This is a genomic window from Streptomyces sp. NPDC087428 (genome assembly GCF_044744085.1).
Taxonomy (GTDB): Bacteria; Actinomycetota; Actinomycetes; order Streptomycetales; family Streptomycetaceae; genus Streptomyces.
In genome coordinates this window covers 165,355-181,596 of sequence record NZ_JBIUXR010000001.1, presented here as the reverse complement: position 1 = coordinate 181,596, position 16,242 = coordinate 165,355, and the positions used below count along the sequence as shown (strand labels likewise).

Sequence of the window (16,242 nt, the reverse complement as noted above, 5' to 3'; positions counted from 1 at the left end):
CGGCCTCGGCGGATTCCGGCGGAAGTGCCTAGCGTCATGAGGCATGGCTTCCCGATCACATCGTGCAACCAGCGGACCCGGTGGCGGAACCGGCCGTACGGGCCGTACCGGCCGTACCGGCCTCTTCGGCAGGACCGGCGGCGGACCCGGCGGCGGACCCGGCAGCGGGCCCGGCCGCGTCCCCGCGTCGGACGGGCGCGCCCGGAGCGGGGCGGGCGCCGGACCGGGCCGCCGTCGCCACGCGCCGGACCGCGACGCCACCGCCGCGGCCTCCCGTACCCGTGCCGATGCGCTCATGGCGGGCGGGTACGGGGGACCGGTGGCCCGGCAGACGGTGGGCATCGCGCCGGGGCCGTCCCGGGCCGCTGGTCCGCCCCGAGTTGTTGGTCTGTCCCGAGCTGAGGGCCTGCCGCCGGTGTCGGCGCTCGGGCCGGCAGCGGCGGAAGCGGACGCGTCCACGGTGGGATCACCGTCCGGGCCGGTGGTGCGTGCGGAACCGGCGGAACGGGAAGGGTGGTGGGCGCGGGCGGTTCCCGCGTTGCGGGAGCGGCTGCCGATGTGGGTGCAGCTGAGATGCGGTCTGGAGCCGAAGGCCCTTGCCGCACTCGCCGTTGTCCTGGTCGCGGCGGCGGTCTTCGCCGCGATGCACTTCTGGTCCGCGCGCCCCGAAGGCGTACGCGCCCCCGATCCCGTCAGCGAGGCCGGGCACGCCCCTGTACCGCGGGCCGGGACGGACCCGGTGGCCGACGGGGCCGGTGTGCCCGAGCCGTCCCCCGGGCCGCCGCCCGCCGAGGGGACGGCCGGGCAGATCGTGGTGGATGTGAGCGGGAAGGTGCGCCGGCCCGGGATTCACCGGCTGCCGTCCGGCGCACGAGTCACCGACGCGCTGCGGGCGGCTGGAGGAGTCCGGCCCGGCGTGGACCTCGACGGCCTCAACCGGGCCCGGGTGCTCGTGGACGGGGAACAGATCCTGGTGGGCGCACCGCCCGGCACGGTTGCCCCAGGCGGTACGGATGGGGGCGGCGCGGGACCGACGGCCCCGGGCGGTACCACAGGACCGGTGAGCCTCAACAGCGCGACCGCCGAACAGCTCGAAACCCTGCCCGGAGTGGGTCCAGTCCTCGCCCAGCACATCGTCGACTACCGCACCCAGCACGGTGGTTTCCGGTCCGTCGACGAACTCCGCGAGGTCACCGGGATCGGCGACCGCCGGTTCGCCGACCTTCAGCCACTGGTGCGACCGTGAGCGCCGGGGACGTCCACACGGCGTCCGGCCGGCGGCTCGGGGTCTCCGATCCGCGGCAGGAGGGTCCGCCCGACCTGCGACTGGTTCCCCCGGCCCTGGCTGCCTGGGCCGGTGCCGCGCTGGCCGTGGGCGCGCCGGGCCGATGGGTGGCGGTGGGAGTGGTGCTCTGTCTCGGGGCGGCCATGGTCCTCCTGGCCGTGCCAGGGGCCCCACCGACCCGTGCCGCACGTGCGGAACCGGACGCCAACGGGGACAGCACAGCCGGCGTACGACGGCGACCGGACACCACGGATGACGAACGGCGGCAACGGCACGCGGCAGGTCACGGACGGCGGAGGCAGCATGTGGCAGGTCACGGACGGCGGAGGCAGCATGTGGCAGGTCACGGACGGCGGAGGCAGAACGTGGCAGGTCATGGACGGCGGCGGCTGTACTCCACCGGTGGCGGGAGGCTGCGACTGCACACGACGGCCGCCGCGGCGGTGCTGCTCTGCGCGGCGGCCGGGGCGGCGTCGGCCGGACTGCACAGCGCCGACGCGCGGCAGGGACCGGTGCCCGGACTGGCCCGGCAGTTCGCGAGGATCGAGGCAGAGGTCACGCTCACCTCCGATGCCCGGCGGACCTTTCCCCGGGTACGCGGCGACCACAGCACACCCGTCTCCCTCCTCCTGGACGCGGAGATCACCCGGCTGACGAGGCCCGACGGCACGGCTGTCAGGCTGCATACGCCGGTGCTGGTCATCGTCACGCCCGGCGGCGCGGCGGAGCAGTGGCAGCGGCTGCTCCCCTCCACCCGCTTACGTATCGGAGGCCGGCTGGCGCCACCGCTGCACGGCGGGGAGCGGGCCACCGCGGTTCTCCGCCCCGACGGCAAGGGCCCGCCCCGTGTCACCGGCCCGCCCACGTTCCTCCAGCGCACGGCGGGCGGGCTGCGCGCCGGGCTGCGCACGGCGAGCGAGGGGCTCGGCCCCGATGCGCGGGCGCTCCTGCCCGGACTGGTCGTCGGCGACACCACCAGGGTCACGCCGGAACTGCACGATGCGTTCCGGGCGACCGACCTCACCCATCTCATGGCGGTCTCGGGTGCCAACCTGGCGATCCTGCTCGTCCTGCTGATCGGACCACCGGGCAGCGCCCTGCGGTCCGAACGCCGGGGGCTGGCGCCCGGACTGGGGCTCTCCCTGCGGATGACCGCCCTGGTGGGAGGCGGGCTCACACTCGCCTTCGTCCTCGTCTGCAGGCCCGAACCGAGTGTGCTGCGGGCCGCGGCCTGCGGCCTGATCACCCTGCTCGCCATCGGTACGGGGCGGCGCAGAACGCTGATCCCCGCGCTGGCCGCCGCCGTTCTGCTGCTGGTGCTCTACGACCCCTGGCTGGCGCGCAGTTACGGGTTCGTCCTGTCGGTCCTGGCCACCGGCGCGCTCCTGACCATCGCCCCTCGGTGGAGCGCCGTGCTGCAACGGCGCCGGTTGCCGTTCCGGCTCGCCGAGGCACTGGCTGCCGCGGCGGCGGCTCAGGCGGTGTGCTCGCCCGTTGTGGTGCTGCTCGCCTCCCGGGTGAGCCTGGTCGCGATCCCGTGCAACCTCTTGGCCGAGCTCGCGGTGGCGCCGGCCACGATTCTCGGGTTCGCCACGCTGGCCCTGGCCCCGGTGGCCATGCCTGCGGCCGATCTGCTCGCCCGGGTGGCGGCGTGGCCGGCCGGGTGGATCGCCTCCGTGGCCCGGACCGGGGCGGCGCTGCCCGGTGCGGAGATCGACTGGCCCGACGGCCGGACGGGTGCGCTCCTGCTGGCCGTGCTGACCGGGCTGGTGGTGCTGTTCGCCCGGCGCATCGGACGCCGCCCCTGGGTCTGCTCGGCCGCGGCGCTGCTCCTGGTGCTCGCGGTGTTGCGCCCGGTGCCGCTGACCCGGGTGCTGACCGGATGGCCGCCGCCAGGCTGGGCGTTCGCGATGTGCGACGTGGGTCAGGGCGACGCCTTGGTGCTCGCGGCCGGGCCCGGCTCGGGCGTGGTCGTCGACGCGGGGCCGGACCCCCGCCCGGCCGACCGGTGCCTGCGCGACCTGGGGATCACTCGCGTTCCGTTGCTGGTGCTGACCCACTTTCACGCCGATCACGTCCGGGGCCTGCCCGGTGTCCTGCGGGGCAGAGAGGTGGGCGCGATCCAGACGACGAGCCTGGACGAACCGCCGGAACAGGCCGCGTTCGTGGCGAGAACGGCCGCGGCGGCCCGTATCCCCGTGGTGCGGGCCGTACCCGGTGAGCGACGGCGGATCGGCGCGCTCGACTGGCGGGTGCTGTGGCCGGGGGACGGTGCGTCGGCGGGGCCGGCGTTTGGCCCCGTACCGCAGGAGCCGAACGATGCCAGCGTCACCTTGTTCGTACGGGCCGGCGGACTCACGCTGCTGCTCCCCGGAGACCTCGAACCTCCGGCCCAGCAGAGCCTGTTGCGCAACTACCCGACGCTCCCGCGCGTGGATGTGCTCAAGGTCGCCCATCACGGCTCCGCGCATCAGGACGCCGCCCTGCTGCGGACCGCGCACCCGAGGTTCGCCCTGATCAGTGTGGGCCGGGACAACCCGTACGGGCATCCTGCCGCCCGTACCGTCGACGCGCTCAGGGCCGGGGGAGCGGTGGTGCTCCGTACCGACAGGGACGGTGCGATCGCGGTGACGGGCGCCGGGCCGGGACTGCGGGCGGTGGGCCGGTCGTGACCGAGTACTCAGTCGGCACCAGGGTCGGCACCCCGTCCGCCGAGGCGGTGGACACCCATGCGTCCTCGTCCTTCTCCAGGCGATCGAGCGCGTCCTGCTTGCGCTGCTCCCGGCTGCGGGCCGGCTCATGCGTCGTCATGTCCCGCACACTAGGGCCTGTATTGGGTTGTTCCGCGGCGTCACGGGGCTGGGCACGCACGCTCGCTGCGTTGCCGAAACGCCCTGGTAGCTCCGCTACAAGGGCGCTCCGGCGCCTTGCGATCGCACGCACCCAGCCCCGCTCCTTCTTCCGCGTGACAACCCAATACAGGCCCTGGTCAGCGCGACCGGCACCGCGCCTCCGCCGCCGGTCCTAGGACCACCGGCTCATGGCGGGCCGCAGGCCCCCGGGACAGACTGCCGGTATGGATCCGCACCTGCCGCACACCGTTGACTCCTACCTGGCACGCATCGGCGCCACCAGGCCCGGCCGCCCCGACGCGGCGGCACTGCGCGAGCTGCAACTGCGCCACCTCACCGCCGTGCCCTTCGAGAACCTCTCCATCCATCTCGGCGAGGACATCGTGCTGGAGGAGCAGGCGCTTCTCGACAAGATCGTGGCGGGCCGCCGCGGTGGGTTCTGCTACGAACTCAACGGGGCCTTCGCCTGGTTGCTGCGGGAGCTGGGCTTCGACGTCACGCTGCTCCAGGCCCGGGTCCACGGGGACGGCGGGGAGCTCGGCATTCCCTACGACCACCTGGCGCTCCGGGTGGGGACGGACGACGGCACCGGTCCGTGGCTCGCGGACGTCGGCTTCGGTGACCACGCGCAGCATCCGCTCGCACTCGACGACCGCACGGACCAGGAGGACCCGCGCGGCACCTTCCGGATCGGGCGGGCCCCCACCGCCGCCGAGGGCGGTGAGGACTACGGGGACGTCGTGGTGCTGCGGGACGGTGCGCCGCAGTTCCTGCTGGATCCCCGGCCCCGGGCGCTGGCGGACTTCCGGGCCGGCGCCTGGTACCACCGCACCTCACCCGACTCCGGCTTCACCCGGTCCACGGTCTGCTCCCGTTTCACTGCCGCCGGCCGGATCACGCTCAGCGGCCGGAAACTCGTCACGACGACCGGGGGTGAGCGCCACGAGACACCGCTGGGGAGCGACGACGAGGTGCTCGCCGCCTACCGCGACCACTTCGGACTGCGCCTCGACCGGCTGCCCACCGTCCGCGGGGCCGGTGCGTCCACGTCGAACGGGTGATAGACACAAAGCGGGTGACACGAACAAACAGAGCGAGCAATTCGGACCATCAGTGACACCTCTACCCAAGCACCGCCGAGATGCTCTGTTTGCCTCGAACGCCACAAGGGTGATCGAATGCATGCTCGTCGGCGGGCCGCTGCTCCGACTACGAAGTCCAGCCACCCGGCCCCAAGGTGAACGCGCCCCCGGGGAGTACGTGAAGATGTTCGGCCGCTGGCTGGGAAACATGGGAAACAAGGGCGCGACGGGTGCCACGCGCGGCAGCGCCCTCGACGGGATCGCCGTACCGGAATCGGCCGGCGTCCTCAGCTGCCGGGTGCTCGACCCGGTCAACGAGGCCGTGCGGCAGGCAGAGTTCGTGGTCACGGACGCCTCGGGACGCAAGATCGTCTCCGGTGAGACGGATCCGTACGGCAATGTCCTCGCCACGGTCCCGGCGGGGGAGTACCGGCTCGCCGTCACGGCCGAGGGCTTCACCCCCTTCCACGGATCGGCCTCGATCACCGAGGGCGAGCACGCGGGTCCGGGTGACGTCACCCTTCAGATGTCGGCGCCCCCGCAGCTGCCCGACCCGGGCGAGTGGGAGATCGAGCCGATGCACTCGCAGATCGGCTTCACGGCCCGGCACATCGGGATGGCCCGTATCCACGGCCGGTTCAACACGTTCGCCGGCGCGGTCCGGATCGCCGACCGCATGGAGAACTCGGCCATGCACGTGATCATCGACGCCGCCTCGATCGACACGAACGTCCAGATGCGCGACGACCACCTGCGCTCCGGCGACTTCCTCGATGTCGGCCGCTACCCGACGCTGGAGTTCTACAGCGACCGGTTCGTCCACCGCGGCGGCACCCGCTGGGGCGTGAGTGGCGCGCTCACCCTGCACGGCGTGAGCCGTACGGTCACGCTGGACACCCAGTACCTCGGCCTCGGCAACGGCCTGGAGGGCGAGACGCGGGCCGCCTGCCGGGCCACCACCGAACTGCACCGCGAGGACTTCACCCTCACCTGGCAGACCATGCTGGCCCGTGGGATAGCCGCCGTGGGCTCCAGCATCTCCATCGACATGGACATCCAGATCGTCCCGAAGGGCTGAGACTTCCCGGAGCCCACCCCGGAGCCCACCCCGGAGCCCACCCCGGAGCCCACCCCGGAGTCCTTCCGAGAGCCCTCCCGGAGGCCCGTGTCCGCCCGGAGGTCCGCCCTACGGGGCCTCCAGCCACCCCTCGTACTCCGCGGCGAACACGTCGAGCGCCGCCGCGTCCAGCCGTTGGTCCGGGTCCTCCACGACCACCAGCCACTGGGCGTCCTCGGCGTCGTCCTCGCCGGCCAGCGCGTCGCGCACGAGCTGCGGCTCCTCGGTGACCCCGAACCGGTCGGAGAGCTCGCCCGCCACCTCCTGCGCCGTGTCGCGGTCGGGCAGCACCAGTACATGTCTCACATCGCTCACGCGCCCATTCTCCGGTACGGGCAGCGGCGTCCGGGCAGCGGTGCCGGGTGGCCGTGTTCTGGCAGCGGTGCCAGGACGGGTTGTCGGTGGCGCGTGGGATGCTGGACGGCGATGGCCACCAGAAGGAATTCCACCGACGACCCGCTCGCACCGCTCACGCTCGCCGTGGGCCAGGAGGACCTGCTCCTGGACCGCGCCGTCCAGCAGGTGGTGGCGGCGGCCCGCGCCTCCGACGCCGACACGGATGTCCGCGACCTCACGTCCGACCAGCTCCAGCCGGGCACGCTGGCCGAGCTGACGAGCCCGTCGCTCTTCGCCGAGCGCAAGGTGGTGATCGTGCGCAACGCGCAGGATCTCTCCGCCGACACGGTCAAGGACGTCAAGAAGTACCTGGACGACCCGGTCGAGGAGATCACGCTCGTGCTGCTGCACGCGGGCGGCGCCAAGGGCAAGGGGCTGCTGGACGCGGCGCGCAAGGCGGGCGCGCGGGAGGTCGCCTGCCCGAAGACCACCAAGCCGGCGGAGCGGCTCTCCTTTGTACGCGGTGAGTTCCGGGCGCTGGGGCGCTCGGCGACGCCCGAGGCGTGCCAGTCGCTGGTCGATTCCATCGGCAGCGATCTGCGGGAGCTGGCGAGTGCGGTGTCGCAGCTCGTCGCCGACGTCGAGGGCACGATCGACGAGGCGGTCGTCGGGCGCTACTACACGGGGCGCGCGGAGGCATCGAGCTTCACGGTCGCCGACCGGGCGGTCGAGGGCCGGGCGGCGGAGGCGCTGGAGGCCCTGCGCTGGTCGCTGTCGACCGGAGTGGCGGCCGTCCTGATCACCAGCGCGCTCGCGCAGGGCGTGCGGGCGATCGGCAAGCTGTCCTCGGCACGCGGGGGGCGGCCGGCGGATCTCGCCCGTGAGCTGGGGATGCCGCCCTGGAAGATCGACCGGGTGCGGCAGCAGATGCGCGGCTGGACGCCGGACGGAGTCGCGGTGGCGCTGCGGGCGGTCGCGGACGCGGACGCGGGGGTCAAGGGGGGCGGGGACGATCCGGCGTACGCGCTGGAGAAGGCCGTGGTCGCGGTGGCGCGGGCCGCGCGGGCGGGCCGGTAGCCGGTTGGCCGGTGGCGCGGGCCGCGTGGGCGAGGCGGCCCCGTGGGTGCCGGGTGCGTCCGGTCGTCAGTCCGTCCGCGTAGTCCTCAATCGCCGGACGGGCTTGAACCTGCGGTTCGTGGCGTCCTCAATCGCCGGACGGGCTTGATGTGGCCGGACCCGGTTGTGAAGTGCGTGCGCGCATGACGAAGACCCCTGCCGCGCGCATGACGAAGACCCCTGGGGTGCGCGCGTCATGAAAGCCCTGCGTCGCCCTGGCGTGCTGCGCACATGACGAAGGCCCCTGTCGTCGCCCTGGGGAGGGCTACGGCCGGGGCCTTCGGTCTGTACTTGGTGCGCCGCACCCGCGTGGCGAACGCAGGTTCGGTGTGCGGCGCGGGGTGCCGGTCAGGAGCGGGAGAGAGGGCCCGCTGAGTCCGTTCCGGCGATCACATCGGGAATGCTCAGCCCTGGAGGGTGGCAACCTTGGTGGCCAGCGCCGACTTCTTGTTGGCGGCGGCGTTCTTGTGGATGACACCCTTCGAGACAGCCTTGTCGAGCGCACGGGAGGCGTCGCGGACGGCCCGGTTGGCCTTCTCTGCGTCTCCCGCAACGACGGCCTCGCGGGCCTTGCGGATTGCGGTCTTGAGCGACGACTTGACGGCCTTGTTGCGCAGGCGCGCCTTCTCGTTGGTCTTGTTCCGCTTGATCTGGGACTTGATGTTCGCCACGAAAGAGCCTTTTCAGGTTCGTTGGATCTTCGATGTGCGCCCTGTGGCCGGAAAGCCACGAGGCACAGCTGTCCACGGTAGCAGCCGCGCTCCGACCGGCCCAAACCGGTCTCCGCTCCGCGGGCGTGGGACGATGGGAGCTACGTACAGATCCGAGTACAGATCCGACCGACCCGACATCGACCCGAGACACGGCGTTCGGCGTCTCAAGAATCAGGACCCTGCGTGCCCGCGACTCCTCTCCACGTGCCCGAGCCGAGCCGTACCGACCCGGCGCTGATCCGCAATTTCTGCATCATCGCGCACATCGACCACGGCAAGTCGACCCTTGCCGACCGGATGCTCCAGCTGACGGGTGTGGTCGACCAGCGGCAGATGCGCGCCCAGTACCTCGACCGGATGGACATCGAGCGCGAGCGTGGCATCACCATCAAGTCCCAGGCGGTACGGCTGCCCTGGGCGCCCACCGTCGGCGAGGACCAGGGCAGCACCCACATCCTCAACATGATCGACACCCCGGGGCACGTCGACTTCACCTATGAGGTCTCCCGGTCGCTCGCGGCCTGTGAGGGCACGGTCCTGCTGGTCGACGCCGCGCAGGGCATCGAGGCCCAGACCCTCGCCAACCTCTACCTGGCGATGGAGAACGACCTCACCATCGTCCCGGTGCTCAACAAGATCGACCTGCCGGCCGCCCAGCCCGAGAAGTTCTCCGAGGAGCTGGCCAACCTCATCGGCTGCCAGCCCGAGGACGTGCTCAAGGTCTCCGCGAAGACCGGTGTCGGCGTGGACGCGCTGCTGAACCGCGTGGTCAGGGACGTCCCGGCGCCCGTCGGCAAGGCCGACGCCCCGGCCCGCGCGATGATCTTCGACTCGGTCTACGACTCCTACCGGGGCGTCGTGACGTACGTCCGTGTGGTCGACGGCTCACTGAACAAGCGCGAGCGCATCCGGATGATGTCCACCGGTGCCACCCACGAGCTGCTGGAGATCGGGGTCTCCTCCCCGGAGATGACCCCGTCCGACGGCATCGGCGTCGGCGAGGTCGGCTACATCATCACCGGGGTGAAGGATGTCCGGCAGTCCAAGGTCGGTGACACGATCACCTCCCTGAACAAGGGGGCGACCGAGGCGCTGGGCGGCTACAAGGACCCCAAGCCGATGGTGTTCTCGGGTCTGTACCCGCTGGACGGATCGGACTACCCGGACCTGCGCGAGGCCCTCGACAAGCTCCAGCTCAACGATGCCGCCCTGGTGTACGAGCCGGAGACCTCCGCGGCGCTCGGCTTCGGCTTCCGCGTCGGCTTCCTCGGCCTGCTCCACCTCGACGTGGTCCGGGAGCGGCTGGAGCGCGAGTTCGGCCTCGACCTCATCGCCACCGCGCCCAACGTGGTCTACCGGGTCGAGATGGAGGACGGCAGCGAGCACACCGTCACCAACCCGAGTGAATTCCCCGAGGGCAAGATCGACAAGGTGCACGAGCCGGTCGTCCGGGCCACGGTCCTGGCGCCCAGCGAGTTCATCGGCGCGATCATGGAGCTGTGCCAGCAGCGCCGCGGCACCCTCCTCGGCATGGACTACCTCTCCGAGGACCGGGTCGAGATCCGCTACACCCTGCCGCTCGCCGAGATCGTCTTCGACTTCTTCGACCAGCTGAAGTCCAAGACCCGCGGCTACGCCTCGCTCGACTACGAGCCCACCGGCGAGCAGTCCGCCGAGCTCGTGAAGGTCGACATCCTGCTGCACGGCGACAAGGTCGACGCGTTCTCCGCGGTGACGCACAAGGACAAGGCGTACGCGTACGGCGTCCGGCTCGTCGCCAAGCTGCAGAAGCTGATCCCGCGGCAGAACTTCGAGGTGCCGATCCAGGCGGCCATCGGCTCCCGGGTCATCGCCCGTGAGACCGTCCGCGCCATCCGCAAGGACGTCCTCGCCAAGTGCTACGGCGGTGACATCTCCCGTAAGCGGAAGCTGCTGGAGAAGCAGAAGGAAGGCAAGAAGCGGATGAAGATGGTCGGCAACGTGGAGGTGCCGCAGGACGCGTTCATCTCCGTGCTGTCGACGGACGAGTCCGCCGGGGAGAGCAAGGCCAAGAAGTAGTCCGTCCCCCGCATGTCGACCCTACTGATCGGTAGACCGCACGGGCCCCCGCATCGCAGAACGCTGCGCCGCGGGGGTCCGTTCGTTATGAAGCGGGGTTCGATTGCCCCTTACGCGGCGGACGCGGGCGCTCTACCCTGATCACGACTTCGTAGTTACTCATGAGTTAAACAAGCGGGACCAAGCGCACAGACAGAGCAAGCGCGCAGACAGACCAAGCACACCAGACAGAGCAAGCGCACAGACAGACCAAGCACACCAGACATACGCGGCGAGCGAGCCGCGAACCAGCAGCCGGTCGTGAAGCACTGCCGTAGGCCCGGAGGATGTCGTGAGCGACACACAGACCATGATCGAGAACCGTCCGCCGTCCGTGGCGACCCTCTTCATCGACCGGGTGGCCGCCACCCCGGACGCGGAGGCCTACCGCTACCCCGTCCCCGCGGCCGGCGGCCGGGGCGCCGACGAGTGGAAGTCGCTCAGCTGGGCGCAGGCCGCCGAGCGGGTGTACGCCATCGGGGCCGGGCTGATCTCGCTGGGGGTGCGGCCGGAGGAGCGCGTCGCGCTCGCCGCGAGTACCCGGGTCGAGTGGATCCTCGCCGACCTCGGCGTCATGTGCGCGGGCGCCGCGACCACCACGGTCTACCCCTCGACCAACGCCGAGGAGTCGGCGTTCATCCTCTCCGACTCCCAGAGCCGGGTGCTGATCGCCGAGGACGCCGAACAGCTGGCCAAGGCCCGTGAGCGCCGCGCCGAGCTGCCGGAGCTCGCCCATGTCGTCGTCATCGACGCCGAGGGCGCCGGGCCCGCGGAGGGCGACCCGGAGGGCTGGGTCCTCACCCTGGCCGACCTGGAGGCCCTGGGTGCCGAGCACCTGGCGAAGAACCCGGCCGCGATCACCGAGCGGGTCGACGCCATCACCCCCGAGCAGCTCGCGACCCTCATCTACACCTCGGGCACCACCGGCCGCCCCAAGGGCGTACGGCTGCCGCACGACAACTGGTCGTACATGGCCAAGGCCACCGTCTCCACCGGGCTGATCACCAAGGACGACGTCCAGTACCTCTGGCTGCCGCTCGCGCACGTCTTCGGCAAGGTCCTCACCTCCGGCCAGATCGAGGTCGGACACGTCACCGCCGTCGACGGCCGGGTCGACAAGATCATCGAGAACCTGCCGGTCGTCCAGCCGACGTACATGGCCGCCGTCCCCCGCATCTTCGAGAAGGTCTACAACGGCGTCGCGGCCAAGGCCCGCGCCGGTGGTGCGGCCAAGTACAAGATCTTCCAGTGGGCGGCGGAGGTCGCCCGCGAGTACGCGAAGGTCTCCCAGGACAACTTCCGGCGCACCGGCACCGCCTCCGTGCCCTTCGCGCTCGGCGCCAAGCACAAGGTCGCCGACACCCTCGTCTTCGCGAAGATCCGCGAGGCCTTCGGCGGCCGGCTCCGCGCCTGCGTCTCCGGCTCCGCCGCCCTCGCACCCGACATCGGCTTCTTCTTCGCGGGCGCCGGGATCCACATCCTGGAGGGCTACGGCCTCACCGAGACCAGCGCCGCCTCCTTCGTCAACCCCGGCGAGGCCTACCGCACCGGCACGGTCGGCAAGCCGCTCCCCGGCACCGAGGTACGGATCGCGGACGACGGCGAGATCATGCTGCGCGGCCCCGGTCTGATGCAGGGCTACCAGGGGCTGCCGGAGAAGACCGCGGAGGTGCTGGAGGCCGACGGCTGGTTCCACACCGGCGACATCGGCGAACTGTCCGTGGACGGCTATCTGCGGATCACCGACCGCAAGAAGGACCTGATCAAGACGTCGGGCGGCAAGTACATCGCCCCGGCCGAGGTCGAGGGCCAGTTCAAGGCGGTCTGCCCGTTCGTCTCCAACATCCTGGTGCACGGCGCGGACCGTAACTTCTGCACCGCGCTGATCGCCCTCGACGAGCCGACCATCCTCGGCTGGGCCGCCGAGAACGGCCTGGAAGGCAAGTCGTACGCGGAGGTCGTGGCCGCCCCGCGGACCGTCGAGCTCATCGACGGCTATGTGAAGCGCCTCAACGAGGGGCTCCAGCGCTGGCAGACCATCAAGAAGTTCCGGCTGCTCCCGCGCGACCTCGACATCGAGCACGGCGAGGTGACGCCCAGCCTCAAGCTGAAGCGCCCGGTCGTCGAGCGCGCCTACAAGAACCTGATCGAGGACATGTACGCGGGCTCCCGCGAGGCGTGACGGCGGCCCGCCGCCCGGCCCCGGCCGCCCGGCCCCCGCGCTCCGGCGCGGGGGCCGGGACACCCGTGCCGCGCCCGCTCCGCCGCCCGTCTCTCCCCTGACTTCTCCCCCCACTTCGCTGACTCGACGCGTATGGGCTGGGCCGATCTGTCACTCTGTCCCTGTCGTCAGCGGCGCAATTCGAGAACAGGCAGAGCGAGAACAGGTCAGGAGCCGCCCTGTGGGGTCCATTCCCTTGCAGCGGGACATCGTGCAGCGTCCCGGAACCAGTGCCGCGTCCACGGGCACCCAGCCGGTTGCCCGCACGAGCCTGCCCGGGAACCTGCTCGCGCCCGCCGCGGCCCGGCGGTTCGTCGCGGCCGCGCTCGCCGAGTGGAGCGGGCTCGGCCTGCCCGCGGCCGTGGGGTTCAGCGACCGGCTCTCCGACGACGCGGCGGTGATCGTCAGCGAACTGGTCACCAACGCCGTCGTGCACGCCGGGACCAACGTCGAGCTGCTCTTCCGGCTGGAGGAGGCCACCGAGGACGAGGCGTCGGCGCTGGTGCTGGAGGTCTCCGACCACCATCCGGCCCGTGCCGTGCGCAGCGACGGCAGCGAGAACGGCGCCGGACCCGGCGATGCGCCCGGCCTCGGAGAGCCCGCCGAGTACGGGCGCGGACTGGAACTCGTCGCCACCCTCGCCGAACGCTGGGGCATCACCTACCGCACCGGCCTCAAGACCGTCTGGGCCCGGCTCCCCGTCGACGACTGGAACCCCTTCGCCGACGCCCGCTCCGAGCCCGGCTTCCAGCACGGGCTGCGCGCGGCCGAACTCCTCGCCCCCACCGCCCGGCGCGCCCTGCGGGACGACGCGGACTGGGCCGGGCGCGGCGCGCTCTCCTTCCTCGCCGAGGCCTCCGACCTGCTGGCCGGACAGCTCGACGAGGACATCGTGGCCGCGCTCGCCGGACAGTTACTGGTACCCAGGCTCGCCGACTGGTGCGCGATCTGGCTGGAACCGGAGAGCGGCGGGCGCGCGGCCGTCCCGCGGCTCGCCAAGGTCTGGCACATAGACGAGACCCGCACGGACCCGTTGCGCGAGGTGCTGGAGGGGGACCCGCTCCGGCTCCCCGAGCGCGTCGGCACCGGACCCGTCTCGATCCCGTGGCCCGGCAGCGCGGAGGACGCCGAACCGCCGGACGGGAGCGACGGCGTCGCCCTCGCGTACCGGATCACCTCGGGCGGCCGCACCCTCGGCGCCGTGCTCGTCGGCCGTGAGGGCATCGCCCGCGTCCCCGACGAGGTGACGGCCCTCATAGAGGACTTCGTACGGCGGGTCGGCCTCGCCGTGGGGGCGGCCCGCGCCTACACCCGGCAGGCCACCATCAGCCGCATCCTGCAACGCGGACTGCTGCCCAGCAAGGTCGCCGACATACCGGGCGTCGCCAGCTCACTGGTGTACGAACCCAGCGACGACGGAGTGGTCGGGGGTGACTTCTACGACATCTTCCCGTGCCCGAACGACCGCTGGTGCTTCGTCCTCGGAGACGTCCAGGGCAGCGGCCCCGAGGCCGCCGTCGTCACCGGCCTCGCCCGTCCCTGGCTGCGGCTGCTGGCCCGCGAGGGCTACCAGGTCGGCGAGGTCCTGGTCCGGCTCAACCGGCTGCTCCTCGACGACGCGATGGAGGCCGCGGAGGCGGCCGCGCTGATGGTCGCCGCCGCGGGCGGCCAGCAGTCGGCGGAGAGCGGACCCCGGTTCCTCTCCCTGCTGTACGGGGAGCTCGTGCCGCTGCCCGACGGCGGCGCGCGCTGCACCCTGGCCAGCGCGGGCCACCCGCTGCCGCTGCTGCTGCGCCCCGACGGCACGGTGCGGATCGCCGCGGAACCGCAACTGCTGCTCGGTGTCGTCGACGACGCCACGTACGAGAGCCAGAGCTTCGACCTGGCCCCCGGCGACAGCCTGCTGTGCGTCACCGACGGGGTGACCGAGCGGCGCTCCGGCCCGGTGATGTTCGACGACGACGACGGCCTGGCGCAGGCGCTGGCCGACTGCACCGGGCTGAGCGCCGAAGGCATCGCGGACCGGATCAACCAGGCGGTGCACGCCTTCGCGGAGCGCCCGCCGGACGACGACCTGGCGCTGCTGGTCCTCCAGGCCCTGTAGAGCCCGCGGGCCGCGGCCGGAATCCGGGGTGGCGTCCGGTTGCCGGACGGCGCGCGACAATGGACGGTATGCCTTCCGTACTGCCCGATGGTGAGCCCGTGCCCGACGACGGGGCGCTGCCCCGCCATGCCCTGGAAGGCGCCGCCGGCCGGCCGCTCGGCTTCTACCTGCATGTGCCGTACTGCGCGACCCGCTGCGGCTACTGCGACTTCAACACCTACACCGCGACCGAGCTGCGCGGCTCCGGGGGCGCGCTGGCCTCCCGGGACAACTACGCCTCCCATCTGATCGGCGAGGTCCGCCAGGCCCGCAAGGTCCTCGGGGACGACCCGCGGCCGGTCCGTACGGTCTTCGTCGGCGGCGGTACGCCGACCCTGCTGGCCGCCGCCGACCTCGTTGCCGTGCTGGCCGCGATCCGGGAGGAGTTCGGGCTCGCGGACGATGCCGAGATCACCACGGAGGCCAACCCGGAGTCGGTCGGCCCGGAATACCTGGCCGAGCTGCGCGAGGGCGGTTTCAACCGGATCTCCTTCGGGATGCAGAGCGCCCGGCAGCACGTACTGAAGATCCTCGACCGCACGCACACCCCCGGCCGGCCCGAGGCCTGTGTCGCGGAGGCGCGGGCGGCCGGCTTCGACCACGTCAACCTCGACCTGATCTACGGCACCCCGGGCGAGTCCGACGACGACTGGCGGGCCTCGCTGGACGCGGCGATCGGCGCCGGACCCGACCATGTGTCGGCGTACGCCCTGATCGTCGAGGAGGGCACCCAGCTGGCGCGCCGGATCAAGCGCGGCGAGATCCCGATGACGGACGACGACGCGCACGCCGACCGCTATCTGATCGCGGACGAGGCGATGGCCGCGGCGGGCTTCTCCTGGTACGAGGTGTCGAACTGGTCCCGGACGCCCGAGGGCCGCTGCCTGCACAACGAGCTGTACTGGCGCGGCGCCGACTGGTGGGGCGCCGGACCCGGCGCGCACAGCCACGTCGGCGGCGTGCGCTGGTGGAACGTGAAGCACCCGGGGGCGTACGCGCAGGCGCTGGCCGAGGGCCGCTCGCCGGGGGCGGGACGCGAGATCCTCTCCGCGGAGGACCGCCGCGTCGAGCGCATCCTGCTGGAGCTGCGGCTCTCCGACGGCTGCCCGCTGTCCCTGCTCGCCCCGGCGGGGCTCACGGCGGCACGGCGGGCCGTGGACGACGGGCTGCTGGAGTCCGGCCCGTTCGGCGCCGGCAGGGCCGTGCTGACCCTGCGGGGGCGGCTGCTGGCCGACGCCGTGGTGCGCGACCTGGTGGACTGAGGACGGACCGCGGGCGGA

The 16,242-nt window shown here is 72.2% G+C and carries 11 protein-coding genes and 1 pseudogene; 9 read left to right on the top strand and 3 right to left on the bottom strand.

The window, feature by feature from the left end; all coding sequences use genetic code 11:
- Positions 1-43 precede the first annotated feature (43 nt).
- Positions 44-1,246: a helix-hairpin-helix domain-containing protein gene (locus tag ACIO3R_RS00810; protein WP_402101927.1), complete on the top strand. Its 1,203-nt coding sequence runs from the start codon at positions 44-46 to the stop codon at positions 1,244-1,246.
- On the top strand, positions 1,243-3,957 hold the full coding sequence (locus ACIO3R_RS00805; RefSeq protein WP_402101925.1) for a ComEC/Rec2 family competence protein: 2,715 nt from the start codon (positions 1,243-1,245) through the stop codon (positions 3,955-3,957). The genes ACIO3R_RS00810 and ACIO3R_RS00805 overlap by 4 nt, the downstream gene beginning before the upstream one ends.
- Positions 3,958-3,961: 4 nt before the next feature.
- Here the strand turns inward: ACIO3R_RS00805 and ACIO3R_RS00800 are convergent.
- Positions 3,962-4,096, bottom strand: a pseudogene (locus tag ACIO3R_RS00800) (pyridoxamine 5'-phosphate oxidase); the annotation flags it as partial.
- A gap of 265 nt (positions 4,097-4,361) precedes the next feature.
- Between ACIO3R_RS00800 and ACIO3R_RS00795 the strand changes: the two are divergent.
- Together ACIO3R_RS00795 and ACIO3R_RS00790 are read left to right on the top strand one after the other, a co-directional pair.
- A complete protein-coding gene (locus ACIO3R_RS00795) occupies positions 4,362-5,198 on the top strand; it encodes an arylamine N-acetyltransferase (RefSeq protein ID WP_402101923.1) in 837 nt (278 codons plus the stop codon).
- A 205-nt stretch (positions 5,199-5,403) separates the two neighbouring features.
- Positions 5,404-6,297 carry a YceI family protein gene (locus ACIO3R_RS00790; RefSeq protein WP_385033844.1) on the top strand — a complete coding sequence of 298 codons (894 nt, stop codon included), beginning with the start codon at positions 5,404-5,406 and terminating at the stop codon, positions 6,295-6,297.
- A 108-nt stretch (positions 6,298-6,405) separates the two neighbouring features.
- Here ACIO3R_RS00790 and ACIO3R_RS00785 read toward each other — a convergent pair whose 3' ends face one another.
- Positions 6,406-6,651, bottom strand: a complete 246-nt coding sequence (locus ACIO3R_RS00785) for a hypothetical protein (protein ID WP_385033831.1) — start codon at positions 6,649-6,651, stop codon at positions 6,406-6,408.
- A 111-nt stretch (positions 6,652-6,762) separates the two neighbouring features.
- Here ACIO3R_RS00785 and holA point away from each other — a divergent pair, with 111 nt between their 5' ends.
- A complete protein-coding gene (gene holA, locus ACIO3R_RS00780) occupies positions 6,763-7,749 on the top strand; it encodes a DNA polymerase III subunit delta (RefSeq protein ID WP_363072517.1) in 987 nt (328 codons plus the stop codon).
- A 443-nt stretch (positions 7,750-8,192) separates the two neighbouring features.
- On the opposite strand, the gene rpsT is transcribed toward holA, so the two are convergent.
- Complete coding sequence (rpsT, locus tag ACIO3R_RS00775; protein ID WP_402101920.1) at positions 8,193-8,459, bottom strand: 30S ribosomal protein S20; 267 nt, start codon at positions 8,457-8,459, stop codon at positions 8,193-8,195.
- A gap of 225 nt (positions 8,460-8,684) precedes the next feature.
- Between rpsT and lepA the strand changes: the two genes are divergently transcribed.
- The 4 genes from lepA (at position 8,685) to hemW (ending at position 16,224) form a co-directional block, all read left to right on the top strand.
- Positions 8,685-10,559 (top strand): translation elongation factor 4, encoded by a 1,875-nt coding sequence (gene lepA, locus ACIO3R_RS00770; RefSeq protein WP_207319644.1) that lies wholly within the window; start codon positions 8,685-8,687, stop codon positions 10,557-10,559.
- 331 nt (positions 10,560-10,890) lie between these two features.
- Positions 10,891-12,780: an AMP-dependent synthetase/ligase gene (locus ACIO3R_RS00765; protein WP_385033824.1), complete on the top strand. Its 1,890-nt coding sequence runs from the start codon at positions 10,891-10,893 to the stop codon at positions 12,778-12,780.
- A gap of 235 nt (positions 12,781-13,015) precedes the next feature.
- Positions 13,016-14,923 (top strand): SpoIIE family protein phosphatase, encoded by a 1,908-nt coding sequence (locus ACIO3R_RS00760; protein ID WP_385345153.1) that lies wholly within the window; start codon positions 13,016-13,018, stop codon positions 14,921-14,923.
- A gap of 59 nt (positions 14,924-14,982) precedes the next feature.
- Positions 14,983-16,224 (top strand): radical SAM family heme chaperone HemW, encoded by a 1,242-nt coding sequence (hemW, locus tag ACIO3R_RS00755; RefSeq protein ID WP_385033821.1) that lies wholly within the window; start codon positions 14,983-14,985, stop codon positions 16,222-16,224.
- The last annotated feature ends 18 nt before the right edge of the window (positions 16,225-16,242 follow it).

Bases quoted from the DNA above. Each gene is read 5' to 3' on its own strand.
- ACIO3R_RS00810 (WP_402101927.1), top strand. From the start codon at position 44: ATGGCTTCCCGATCACATCGTGCAACCAGCGGACCCGGTGGCGGAACC.
- ACIO3R_RS00795 (WP_402101923.1), top strand. From the start codon at position 4,362: ATGGATCCGCACCTGCCGCACACCGTTGACTCCTACCTGGCACGCATC.
- ACIO3R_RS00790 (WP_385033844.1), top strand. From the start codon at position 5,404: ATGTTCGGCCGCTGGCTGGGAAACATGGGAAACAAGGGCGCGACGGGT.
- holA (WP_363072517.1), top strand. From the start codon at position 6,763: ATGGCCACCAGAAGGAATTCCACCGACGACCCGCTCGCACCGCTCACG.
- hemW (WP_385033821.1), top strand. From the start codon at position 14,983: ATGGACGGTATGCCTTCCGTACTGCCCGATGGTGAGCCCGTGCCCGAC.